Raw genomic sequence first — 12,347 nt, 5'->3', positions numbered from 1 at the left:
GCCGCTCTCCCTAACAAGAAAGACCCAATGAATCGCCACCCGCTTCTCCTCGCACTCGCCCTCGTCGCCGCCCTCTTGGGCGAGTCCGCGGTTCACGCAGCTCCCACGTCCGTGCTCTCGGCCACGGACCGCAGCGAAATTGCGGTCAGCTACACGCACCTGACGACGGACTTCTACCAGAAGGTCTCGCCGCAATCGGTGCTCGACAGCGTTCGCGGCGACCTGATCTCCACGCTTCGGTCGGCCGGCTTAAAGCACGCAACGCTTCCCGTGCTGCGCGCCAACGGGCTCGAAGGCAGCAACGTCCACGCGATCGAGTCGGAGATCGCAGCCGCCGCACGCGCCGGCGCGCACCGCGTCCCGGTGCATCAGCTCGCCTATGCGGCGATCGACGGCATGATGCGGTCGGTGCACGATCGCTACACCGTCTTCTTGACGCCCAAGGAGTTCGCGGAGCTGAACCAAGGACTCGACGGAGGGAACTTCGGCGGCATCGGAATCGTCATCCAGCAGGACGATCGCACGCACTACATCGCCGTCGAGAACGTCATCCCCAACGGCCCCGCCGACAAGGCTGGGATCGAACAGGACGATCTCATCGTCTCGATCGACGGTGCGCAGACCAAATCGATGACGCCGCAACAGGCCAGCAGCCATCTGCGCGGCCGCGAGGGAACGCACGTCTCGCTCACGATCCAACGCGACGGGAAGGTGCTTGCGCAGCCGATCGTGATCACGCGGGCGAAAATCCACGACGTCAGCGTCTTCGAGAAGATGCTTCCGAACAAGATCGGGTACGTCGAGTTGACGGTGTTCGGACTGGACACGGGCAGCGAGCTTGCGGATGCGCTGAATCGCTTGGAGCAGGAGGGCGTACGCGCGATCGTGCTCGATCTGCGCGACAACGGCGGCGGCTATCTCGACGCGGCCATCGCGGTCAGTTCCAAGTTCATTTCCAGCGGCCCCATCGTCTCGGTCGAGGAACGTCACGCCGATGTGACGACGTGGGAGGCCGACAACACGGCCATCTCACCGCTTCCGCTCGCGGTGCTCGTCAATGGGCACACTGCATCCGCTTCGGAGATCACGTCGGGCGCGATCCAGGACAGCGGCGTCGGCACGATCATCGGCACGCGCACGTTCGGTAAGGGCGTCGTGCAGACGATCTATCCTCTCGGCGACGGCTCCGCGATCAAGATCACGACCGCGCGATACCTGACGCCGCACAACCGCGACATCAACCATCTCGGGATCTCACCGGATATCACGGTGTCGGAGAACCAGCATCCCCGCTACGGTGACCCGCCGCACGACGTGCAGCTGCAGCGCGCGCTCGAGTTTCTCCAGAACCGACTTGCGCAGTTGAACGCGGAAAACTCCTAACCGGCTAAGAGACCCCGTCCCTCTTCTTGCGCGGGCGTCGCGTCGAGGCGCCCACGCTCGACTTCTTTGCGGTCGCTTTCTTACGTGCGCGCTTCGTCGCCGCCGGCGGAAGCGCAGGCTGTTCGGCCGCTGGAACTTCCTTCGCCTCCACGGGCGCCGCCGCGCGCGTTCGACGCCTTCGCGTCGGCTTCGCAACCTGCGGCTCCTCAGCGGGAAGCCTGATGCTCGGCGGTGGCGCCTCTACTGCCGGAGCGGCAGCAGGCGCGACCGCAAGGATGGATCCACCCCGTCCTCGGCGTCCGCGGCGCCGCCGCCGCTTACGTCCGCCCGGATGCTGCTCTTCAGAATGCGCGGGCTGCGCGGGCTGCGCGGCCGGCTGGCCGTCGAGCTGCGCCTCTGCGCTCTGAGCGGGGATTCCGACTGCAGACGCGGCTTCGAGCGTGGCGCGACCTCGCCCGCGCCCTCTGCGTCCGCGGCGCCGGCGCCGCTTGCGGTGCGCCTCCTCGCCGGAGGTGCCCTCGCCAATCACGATGGCGTCCGGCCGCTGCTGTGCCTTCGCTTCGGCTGCAAGCGCCTTGTCCTCTGCCTCTTCCTCTTCGGTAACCGTCGTAATGCCGATCGGCGGCCGTCCTTGCGCCTGCTTTGCGGCCTCTTCGGCAAGCTCGCGTAGCGCTTTGGTCTGTTCCGCCGCACTCGGTGCGGCCGTGCGCTTGCGCCTGCGCGCCTTCTTCGCAACCCCTGCCGTCATCATCTCGGCGATAACCGCGTCGTTCTCGTCGTCGACGTCGATGATGCGAATGCGCGCGGAGCCGCCGGAGTTGTTCGCGGCATTCTCCACCTCGACGACGCGCCCGTTCACGACCGCAGCCGCCGACGTCACCGTCGGAAGCCGGCCGGCGAGCAGCTCTACGTCGTGCTCGTCGCCGACGCGAACCGCTCCTTCGTCCTTCACCGCAGCGACGCGCTCGATGCGCCAGCGCTCTGGGTGGAGCATCGGATCGACGCGTACATAGATATCCTGACCGAGACTCTGCGCGAGCGCGCGGCACTCGTCCCGGTACCAGAACTCCATCTGCACCGCGACCGTGGGGGCGACGTAGACGACGAAATCACCGGCGCCGCTACGGCCGCGATCGCGAATCGCTCGAAACGCCTCGATGGCCACCGATTCCGGAGACATCACCGCGCCGAGGCCGTCACACGACGGGCACGCCCCTTGGAGCTGCGCGCCGAGATCCTTGCCGATTCGCTTGCGCGTGAACTCGAGGAGGCCGAGGTTCGAAAATGACTGGATCGTCGAGCGAGTGCGATCGCGGCGCAAGCCGTCCTCGAGGGTCTTGACCACGCGGTTGCGCGACGTTTCGCTGGACATGTCGATGAAGTCGACCACGATGATGCCGCCGATGTCCCGCAAGCGAACCTGCCGCGCAATCTCCGCCGCCGCCTCGACGTTCGTCTTCACGATCGTGTCTTCGAGATTCTTGCCGCCGGTGAACTTTCCCGAGTTGACGTCGATGACGGTCAGCGCCTCCGTCGTTTCGATGACGATCGATCCCCCAGCGGGAAGATTGATCTTGGGTCGCAGCAGGCGCTGCAGCTCCTCGTCGACGTTGAAGTCCTTGAAGAGGTCGTGCCCGCGCTCGTGCAGCTGGACGCGATCGAGATACTGCGGCCCCAGCAGCTGCAAGAACTCGCGGACGCGGCGATACTCGGTTTCATCGTCGATCAGCACGCGCTCGACGTCCGCGGTGACGAAGTCCCGCGCCGCCTTGTAGACGAGATTCATGTCCTTGTGCAACAGCGCCGGAGCGGGCGCGCGCTTGTAGGTTTCCAGAATGCCGTGCCACATGCGGATCAGGACGCCGAGGTCCGCGATCAGCTCGGCCTCGCTCACGCCTGCCGCCGCCGTCCGCACGACCGTCGCCATCCCCTCAGGGCGAATGCGCTTCATCACGCCCTTCAGACGGTTGCGTTCCTCGGCCGACTCGATCTTGCGCGAAACGCCGGAGAACCGGCCCGTCGGCATGAGGATCAGATATCGGCCGGGCAATGAGATGTTCGTCGAGATGCGCGCGCCTTTGAGTCCTCGCGGCTCCTTGACGATCTGCACGAGCACCTCGTCGCCGCGCTTCACCTTTTCGCCGATGGTAAATCCACTATGACCGTGCGTGATCTCGACGTCGCCGATGTTCAGCGGTTGCTTGTTGATGTCGTCGACGTACAGAAAGGCGTTGCGGCCCAAGCCGATGTCCACGAACGCCGCACCCATGCCGGGCAGCACGTTCTGAACCTTTCCCTTGTAGATCGAGCCGATGACGCGTTCTTCGCGTTCGATGTAGAGCTCGGAGAGCGTGCCGCCCTCCAGTATGGCGACCCGGTTCTCCCATGGGTCGCTCGAGATGAGAATCTCGGTTGTCAACTATCGTCCTCTGGTGGATCCGAAGATCCGGATCGGGAGTCTGGGGAAGCCATCGAGCGTTCGAGCGACCATATGGCCGTCGTCATCGCGCGGCACCGCCGCAACATCCCGGAATAAATCTTTGCGCCGGGCTTTCGAGCCTGCGTCAGTTTGCCCTTCTAGCAGTTGCTAGGAACCTGTCTAGGGATCACGCGTTGCCGAGCACGTCCCGGTCGCGTTGGCCGTAGATGTTCAGGAGCATTCCCACCGCGGCGAAGTCGGTGAGGAGAGCAGAGCCCCCGTAGGACATGAAGGGCAACGGGATCCCGGTGATCGGCATGATTCCCACCGTCATCCCAACGTTGACCAGCACGTGGAAGAAGAGCATCGCGGTCAACCCCGCAGCGAGCAGATAGCCGAAGCGGTCTCGCGCCGCGAAGAGCGTCCGAATGCCGCCGTAGAGCATCGTGCCGTAGAGGGCCAAGAGGAGCACCCCGCCGGCGAACCCCATCTCCTCGCCCAGCACCGTGAAGACGAAATCGCGCGAGTGCTCGGGAACGAAGTTCAGCTGCGTCTGAGTGCCGTGATAGAGGCCGCGCCCGAACCAATCGCCGTTGCCGACCGCGATCTTCGCTTGGTCGAGGTTGTAGCCCGCGCCTTGCGGATCGGCGTTAGGGTTGAGAAAGCTGAAGAGTCGCGCCTTTTGGAAGGGTTTGAGCAGGACGTTGGTCCCAACGGCGATCGCCGCTGCCAGCAACACGCCCATCGCGTAGATCACGAAGTCGCCGATCTTCGGCAGGCCGAAGAAGAGCTGTGCGCTGACGATCGCGAGCAAAACGAGCGTAGTTCCCAAATCGGGCTGCTTAAGGATGAGCAATGCCGGCAGCGCGACCGTCGCAAGCGGCTTCCACAAATCGACGAGGCGCTCGTAGCGTCCGCGGCAGAGCACGGCCGCGAGCGAGATCGCCAGCACGAGCTTGGCGGGCTCCGATGGTTCGAAGGTGCCGAGCGGGCCCAGCGATACCCAGCGCTGCGCACCGAGCGCCGCATGACCGCCGCGCAGGATGAATCCGAGCAGCAGCAAGTTGGCGACGTACAGCATCGGCGCCCACCGCGCCCACGCTCGATAATCGACGAGCGAGAGCCCGATCATCAACGGCACGCCGAGTGCGATGTAGAGAATCTGGCGCCGGTACTCTCCCGCCGCGCCTGGGTCGTGCAGTCCTGCGGACTGCACGCACAGTACGCCGAGCAGCGCGATCGCCGCACACGGAAGGGCGAGCGTCCAGTTGAAGTTGCGCAGATACCGCCGCAACGCGCTATCGCCACGCAATACCAGCGAGGCCACCTTAGCCTCGTTCGCCGGACAGGGTCACGAATTATTGTTTCTACGTCGCGGCGGCGGGCTCCGTGGGCGAGGTGCCGCTCGCGCGGCGGCGGGTGCGCTTGCGGCGTGGACGCGTCGGCGGAGCCGCGGGAGGCTCGGGCGGCTGCGGCCGCCGGACGGAGAGGATCGGAATGTTGGCGAGCAGCGCGACCGCGCGGTCTTGGCGCTCGAACGTCACCTCGATCTTCTCCCGATCGACCTCGACGTGCCGCGAGATGACGTCGACCAGATCGCGCTTCATCGCCTCGACGATCTCGGGGCTCAGTGCGAGATGATCGGTCATGAGCACGAACCGCAGGCGCTCTTTCGCCGCCGACGCGCTCGGCGGTGCGGCGCTGAAGAACCGGCGTAAGAACTCGATCATGCGCGGCCTCCTCGCAGGAGCCGCTCGAGGAAGCTCTGCTTTTTTAGCTCGACCGTCGGCATCGCTACATTCTCTCCCGCGACGCGGGCCGCGATCGCATGATAGGCGTTCGCGGTCGCCCCGTCGCGCCGCAGCGCGAGCGGTTCGCCTCGATTTGTCGTGACGATGATCTGCGGCTCGTCGGCGATGACCCCGAGCAGCGGCAGCCGCAAGATCGCGTCGACGTCCTCGACGGAGAGCATCTTGCCCTTTTGCACGAGCTGCGGTCGCAGCCGGTTGATGATCAGCTGTGGCCGGAAGCGATTTCCGAGCAGACCGACGACGCGATCCACGTCGCGCACGGCCGAGACTTCCGGCGTGCAGACCACGATCGCTTCCTGCGCGCCGGCAACGGCATTCCTGAAACCCCGTTCGATGCCGGCCGGCGAATCGATGAGCACGTAATCGAAACGCTCGCGCAGCGACGCGACGAGCGCGCACATCTTTTCCGTGTCCACGTCCTCCTTCTCCCGCGATTGCGCCGCTGCCAGAAGATAGAGGTTCTCGCTGTGCTTGTCGGGGATGAGCGCGTCGTCGAGCGTCGCACTCTCCTCGAGCACGTCGAGAAGATGATGCGTCACGCGATTTTCGAGCCCCAAGAGAATGTCGAGATTCCGAAGACCGATATCCGCATCGACGAGCGCGACGCGCGCGCCACGCCGTGCGAGCGCCGTTCCCAGATTCGCGGTCGTCGTCGTCTTGCCGACGCCGCCTTTTCCCGACGTAACGACGATCGCGCGACCGAGTTTGGTGATCTCGCCGGTCGTCGCGCGCCGCTCGTTCCCCTCGGCGGGATCGCCGTTCTGGGAGAGGAGATGCATCACACTATCCTGCTTTCAGGCCTGCGAACAGGCGGCCGAAGAGCCCCTGCCGCGCACCGTTATTGAACGTCGTGAACGGAACGATCTCGCCTTCGAGACGCCGCGCAATTTTCTGATAGACGGCTGCAAGGCGATTGGTCTCGTCGAGCACGAGCGGCTCGCCGCGATTCGTGGTATCGATGACCTCCTCGTCGTCGGGAACGATCCCCAGCAGCTCCACCGCGAGCACCTCGCATACGTCGTCGACGCAGAGCATATCGCCGCTGTGCACCATCTCCGGGCGCAGCCGGTTGACGATGAGGCGCATCGGCAGGGCGCGGTCGGTCAGCTTTCCGACCACGCGATCTGCATCGCGGATCGCGCTGACCTCCGGCGTCGTCACGAGGATCGCCTCGGCCGCGCCCGCGATCGCGTTGCGAAAGCCGCCCTCGATGCCGGCTGGACAATCGATCAGCACGTAGTCGGCAGCGCGCGCGGCCTGGTCGACGAGCGCCGCAAACTGCTCTTCCGTGACCGCGTCCTTGTCCCGCGTCTGCGACGCGGGCAGCAGCCAGAGCGCGGGAAAGCGCTTGTCACGAATCAGCGCTTGGCGCAGTTGGCATCGCCCTTCCGCGACCTCGACCAAATCGAAGACGATGCGTTTCTCGAGCCCGAGCACGAGATCGAGATTTCGCAAGCCGATGTCGGCGTCGACGAGAATGACGCGCTTGCCCGCCTTGGCGAGCGCCGCTCCGAGGTTCACGGTCGTGGTCGTCTTCCCGACGCCGCCTTTGCCGGACGTGACGACGATTTTTCGCGCGCTCAGTTTGACACCTCCGTGACTTCGCGGTCGAGCCGATCGAACGGCACGATGGTAATATGCGCGTCGCGCACGAATGCGACCTCCGGCTGTGCCGGCCGCGACGCGTTCTCCTGTTCTTCCGCCGCGATGCATGCCGCGATGCGCAGCTGCACGGGGCGAAGCTGCATCGCGTACACGCGCGCCCGTTCGTCGCCTTGCGCGCCGGCGTGCGCGACGCCGGCGAGCCGCCCGAAAACGAGAATGTCGCCCGTTGCGACGACCTCCGCGCCCGGGTTCACGTCGCCCACGACGACGAGATTGCCGACGTGGTGGAGCGCTTGACCGCCCCGCAGCGTTCCCGTGTGATACATGGTCGTAACCGCCTCGACCAAGCGCAACTGCGCCTCGCGCGGCTCGGTGCGGCGGACGCTCGGTTCGCCGCGCCTCCGGCGCGCTGCAATGTCAGAGCGAGCGCCGGCGAAGTCTGCGACGAGCGAGCGCGCAGAGGACGAAAGCCCCGGTGCAAGGATCTCGAGTGAGAACTCGAGCCCTTCGGCACGCGCCAGCTCCTCGGCCTCGGCTCCGCCGCGCAAGGCGCGCAGCGCGATGCCGCACTCGTCGAGAATCGCGCGGAGACGCTCGAGCTGCTCGGGCGCGGGAAGCTGCTCGCCGAGGACTGCGGTCGCGCTGCTTCCCCGGTAGAACTCGGGCTGGCGAGCAAGCCGAGCATGCAGTTCCGCCAGCGCCGCATCGAGGTCGCCTTCGGAGAGTACGACCTCGAGGCCCCTACCGGTACCGCGCAGCACGTTCATCGGGCGCAATTGCTGCTTGGGCCGTCCGGCCTCCCTTGTCGTCCACACGTCGTTCGCAAGTTCTTCGGCTTATCCACACGGAATTCACAGTGGAGCGCGAATACTCTGTGCCATGAAGCCGCTTCGTCGCGTCCTTCCGCTTCCGGTCATCGCAGCGCTGCTGCTCTCCTGCTATCCCGCGCGCTCCCTCGCCGTCACGACGCAACAGGAGATTCGGGCCGGTCAAGCCGAGGACGAGCAGATCACGCGCAGCGAGGTCGTGGAGACCGACCCGCTTCTCAACGCGTACGTTCAGTCAATCGCGAACAAGCTTTGGACGCAAGTCGCCCGTAGGGACATCCCCTACAACATCAAGGTCATCAAGGCGAGCGACGTCAACTCGTTCGCGACCGAGGGCGGCTTCGTCTACATCGATGAGGGATTGGTCGATTTCGTACAGTCGGACGATGAGCTCGCGAGCGTGATCGGACACGAGACGGGCCACATCGAGCGGCGTCACGTCGTCACGTTGAACTCGAAGGCGCAGATCCTGAGCCTCCTGCTCGGCATCGCATCGATTTTCTCTCCGTTCATTTACGATTTCGGGAATCTCGTCGGCGCAACGGTGATGGCGAAGATGTCGCGCGAAGACGAGCTGGAGGCGGATCGTTACGGCTTACAGCTGATGTCACGCGCTGGATACGATCCCCGCGCGATGCTGACGATGATGGCGCACATGAACGTGCTGGCGGACCAGCACAGCGATCTCGTCGACAAGTATTTGCAGGGTCACCCCGATCCAAAGGCACGCATCGCACACCTTCTCGGATATCCAGAACTCGACCCGACCGTCGTCACCGAACAGCAGCGCTTGGTGCAAGCCTTCTCGGACGCCGAGCGCGCCCGTTACTCTTACGCCGCGCTCGACCTCGGCAAGATCCTGCAATCGGACCCGCACAACGTCGAAGCCCTGCTCAAGCTCGCGCAAATGCAACTTGCGCTCGGCTTGACGAACAAGAGCGGACAGACGCTGGCACAGGCGGCACAGCTCGGCTCGCCGCAGGCCCGAGCCCTCGTCGCAGTGCGCGAGGCCGAGCTACGCGAGCTCGAGATCCATCGGCTCTCGTTGCTTCGCGTCGATCCCGACTTCAGTCGGCTCGATACCGCAGTGGACGGCGCGCGCCAGACGCTCGCCGATGCCGCGCAGCAGCTCGAGACGCGCCGTGACCAGGCCCGCGACCAGCTTAAAGCCGTCCAGGCGCGCCTCCAAAACGTCTCCTACGAGCTCCCGAATCTCGGCAACATGCAGATACGCCCGAACTCGCGGATGGCGGCCGTCGTCAGCAACCTCGAAGCGATGGCGCGCGCCGTCAACAGCGGCATCGACGACGCTTCGCAAGTGATCGGCAACATCGGCTCCCTACAAACCGACAAGGAGGGCGGCCTCCTGCTCGGGAGCCGCGAGATATTGAACGAGATGGCGGCGCCGCTTGCGATGCATCCGGTTCCGGACGATTCCCTGGCGATTCTTCCGTCCTACACGCACATGTTCGAGCAGCTCTCGCTTGCCGACGGCGACATGATTCGCTCCATCGACGCGTCGCGGGCATCGATGACGCTCATGGATCAAGGCGTCGGTGAGTTGGACGACTTTCTTCGCGAGCTCGACCATGCATATGTCAGCTTCGGCGACCTCGACGTCCCGGATTACAACGGCTTGCAGCCACGCATGAGCAAGGTGCTACAGGATTTCGACGCGGCCGCGACCGCGGCGTCGCAGGCGTCGCAGCTCTACAACATGGCCCGCGCACGTCAGCTCTCGGTTCGGATCACCCTGCTCGGGCTGGGAGGCTCGTCGCAGCGCTATGCGACGCTACAGTACGCGTTGCAGCAGCGGTTCGGTATGAACGGAATCGGTTATCACACGATGGTGCTAGACGGTCTCACGCCGGGTGACGTCGTCGCCGCTACGATTCTCGCGGCCGACATTGCGAGCACGCCGCAGGCGATCGTCGACGAATCGCTACGCACGCATACCCCCATCGTCGATCTCGCCAACGAACACGGCATGCACGCCTGGCCCCTCGAAATCTTCATGGGTCTGGTCTACCTCGACTACACCGACGACCCGACGAAAGAGCTGAGCGGCGCGGCGCCCGGGTCGCTCACCGTGGGAGTATAACGGCCGGTATGTCCTCGGCAGCGATCGGCGCGCGCGATCTCTTCGCGCTCGTGCGCAAGGGAATCGATGCGGAAGCGATCGGCGCGCGCGTCCGCAAGCCGTTCCGTTTTTTGCTCTGCGGAGATTGCGCACTCGTTGCCGAGCTGCGCGCGCTGCTCCTGAGCGGACACGCCGGCGTCGTACCGCCGGAGGCCGCGGCGTGCCTCGAAACGATTCCTTCCGACGGGTCGGCGATGCTGCAGGACGCGCAATCGCGCGCCGTGCTCTTTTTGGGCGGCCCGGGCGATCTCGCCGGCGCGAACATCGCGGTTCTGGAACCGCTCGGTCTCCCGATCCTCTGCATCACCGTCGACGCGCACGAGCAGCCCGCGGGGCCGCCGACGCCCCCGCTCGGCGGCACGTGGGCCGAATACGTCGTTCCGTCGCTCGCGCCGGCGGCACTGCGCGCGCGCGTTTTCCCGCACCTCGTCGAATGCTCGCGGGGGGCAGAGATCGCCGTCGGGCGAGCCTTGGCGCCGCTACGGGAGAGTGTCGCCGCGAAGCTCACGCGCGATGCCGCCGCCAACTCCTTGAAGGTTGCAATCGCCAGCGCCGTCGTCGACCACATCCCGCTCGTCGGTCTCGTCCTCGGAGCGATGGCGTCTGCCGGCGACATCGTCGCGATCACGGGCATTCAAATCGTCCTGCTCATGCACATCGAAGCGGCGTACGGTAAGGACCCCGACGTCCAACGGCTCTGGCGACTCCTTCCGGTTATCGGCGGCGGCCTCGGCTGGCGTGCCCTCGCGCGCGAGCTGGCGGGCTTCGTGCCGGTCGCGGGCATCGCGATCAAAGGGGCGATCGCGTATGCGGGAACGATCGTGGTCGGCGAAGGCGTCACGTTCTTCCTCGAGCACGGCAACCACATGACCAAGCAGGACGCAACGGTGCTCTACGAACAGACGAAGAGCGACGCGCTGCGCTTCGCACGCGACCTCGTCACCAAACTGCGCAAACCAGGCGAAGGAACCTAGGACCGGCTCCTAGAGCCGCTCCAGCAGTCCTTCGTCGTCGAGCCGCGCGAGATCCGGCCCAACGCGCGGGCGGATTCTTTGTGCGAGCCGTTCCGCCAGTTCGGCGCGCTTCTTCGCGGGAAGCGCCGTGCGCCGCTCCAGGAAGCGGTGGACGAGCGCACGCTCGTCGCCCGAAACGAGGTTCGTCGCCGCATACGAAACCTGCGACGCGGAAGCGCCCAACCCTTGCAGCGCCACATCGAGATCCAATCCTTCGCGTCGAATCCGCACGTCATAATAGTACACGGAGTAGAACACCATCTGCACGGCCCACGACACGACCGCAACGAGCGCGCTCGTGAGGGCGGCGACCGCTTGTAATCCGGGGATGAAAAGAAAGGCGAACTCCGCTATCGCGCCGAGCGTGCCGATGCCCCACGCGACGAGAAGCGCGACGAGCATGAGCACGAGCGCCTTCCGCCACTCCTGACGATTGAAGATTCGCTCGAAGCCGGAGCCGACCGACGCCATCACGGGCTTGCGCTCGATGACGACGGCGTATCCCGCGAAGAGCATGGAGAGCGCGAAGAGACCGCAGACGACGCATAACGCGACGAGCAGCGCGAGCCCAAGAAGCACGAGCGCCGTAATCGTAAGCGGCGATCGCGCGAGATCGGGAAAGGCGTTCGCGGTGGCGATGGAACCGAAGACGATGCCGACGCCCAACACCACGATCACGCAATACGCGCCGACGACCATGAGTATCTCAACCGCCAGTAAACCGAGGAGCTGCGCCCAGCGGGCGAAGGCCGTCGCGAGGCTCGCGCCGATGCTCGGCCGCCCGCCCGCATAGATGGCCGCGATGCCGGCGGCGACGGCGTTGAATGCAAACGGCGACAAGATGACGGTGACGACCTCGAACGCGTAGCCGAGCATCAACTCCGGATACGAAATCAGCCGCTCGAGCGCTTGCGGCGACGCCGGCGTTCCCGATGCTGCGTGGCGGAAGACCTCGATCATGCTCTGAAACGCTCCGGCTTGGGCGTCGAGCAGGAAGTACTGCGCGAGGACGAGCGGAACGAAGAGGACGATCAGTGCCGTCGCCGTCAGCGCAACGAAGTTGCGAACGTACACGGCGAGCGCGCGGTCGATGATCTCGCCGATGCCCAGGGGACGCAGCAGAACCGGAGCCGATGCATCCATGACGTC

10 protein-coding genes are annotated in these 12,347 nt (G+C 65.4%); 3 read left to right on the top strand and 7 right to left on the bottom strand.

The genetic code is table 11. From position 1 onward, the window contains the following. Window positions 1–27 precede the first annotated feature (27 nt). Window positions 28–1,383, top strand: coding sequence for a S41 family peptidase (locus tag VMV82_09420; GenBank protein HUY41771.1), 1,356 nt, complete (start codon window positions 28–30; stop codon window positions 1,381–1,383). 4 nt (window positions 1,384–1,387) lie between these two features. Here VMV82_09420 and VMV82_09415 read toward each other — a convergent pair whose 3' ends face one another. The 6 genes from VMV82_09415 to minC form a co-directional block, all read right to left on the bottom strand. Then, a complete protein-coding gene (locus tag VMV82_09415; GenBank protein ID HUY41770.1) occupies window positions 1,388–3,802 on the bottom strand; it encodes an Rne/Rng family ribonuclease in 2,415 nt (804 codons plus the stop codon). A 187-nt stretch (window positions 3,803–3,989) separates the two neighbouring features. Then, window positions 3,990–5,129: a rod shape-determining protein RodA gene (gene rodA / locus VMV82_09410; protein HUY41769.1), complete on the bottom strand. Its 1,140-nt coding sequence runs from the start codon at window positions 5,127–5,129 to the stop codon at window positions 3,990–3,992. Window positions 5,130–5,169: 40 nt separating this feature from the next. Continuing rightward, window positions 5,170–5,532 (bottom strand): cell division topological specificity factor MinE, encoded by a 363-nt coding sequence (gene minE, locus VMV82_09405; GenBank protein HUY41768.1) that lies wholly within the window; start codon window positions 5,530–5,532, stop codon window positions 5,170–5,172. After that, window positions 5,529–6,395: a septum site-determining protein MinD gene (gene minD, locus VMV82_09400; protein ID HUY41767.1), complete on the bottom strand. Its 867-nt coding sequence runs from the start codon at window positions 6,393–6,395 to the stop codon at window positions 5,529–5,531. The genes minE and minD (VMV82_09400) overlap by 4 nt, the downstream gene beginning before the upstream one ends. 1 nt (window position 6,396) lies before the next feature. Continuing rightward, complete coding sequence (gene minD / locus VMV82_09395) at window positions 6,397–7,197, bottom strand: septum site-determining protein MinD (protein HUY41766.1); 801 nt, start codon at window positions 7,195–7,197, stop codon at window positions 6,397–6,399. After that, the gene (minC, locus tag VMV82_09390) at window positions 7,194–7,985 is read right to left on the bottom strand and encodes a septum site-determining protein MinC (GenBank protein ID HUY41765.1); all 792 of its coding nucleotides are present in this window, start codon (window positions 7,983–7,985) and stop codon (window positions 7,194–7,196) included. Before minC ends, minD (VMV82_09395) begins: the two co-directional genes overlap by 4 nt. Before the next feature lie 112 nt (window positions 7,986–8,097). On the opposite strand from minC, the gene VMV82_09385 reads away from it, so the two are divergent. Continuing rightward, window positions 8,098–10,146, top strand: a complete 2,049-nt coding sequence (locus VMV82_09385; protein HUY41764.1) for a M48 family metalloprotease — start codon at window positions 8,098–8,100, stop codon at window positions 10,144–10,146. A gap of 8 nt (window positions 10,147–10,154) precedes the next feature. Beyond that, window positions 10,155–11,159, top strand: coding sequence for a hypothetical protein (locus VMV82_09380; GenBank protein ID HUY41763.1), 1,005 nt, complete (start codon window positions 10,155–10,157; stop codon window positions 11,157–11,159). Window positions 11,160–11,168: 9 nt separating this feature from the next. On the opposite strand, the gene VMV82_09375 is transcribed toward VMV82_09380, so the two are convergent. Further along, complete coding sequence (locus VMV82_09375; GenBank protein HUY41762.1) at window positions 11,169–12,341, bottom strand: hypothetical protein; 1,173 nt, start codon at window positions 12,339–12,341, stop codon at window positions 11,169–11,171. Window positions 12,342–12,347: the final 6 nt, after the last annotated feature.

It is taken from the genome of Candidatus Dormiibacterota bacterium, assembly GCA_035532035.1.
Lineage (GTDB): Bacteria > Vulcanimicrobiota > Vulcanimicrobiia > Vulcanimicrobiales > Vulcanimicrobiaceae > Tyrphobacter.
This window is presented reverse-complemented; position numbering and strand designations above follow the sequence as displayed.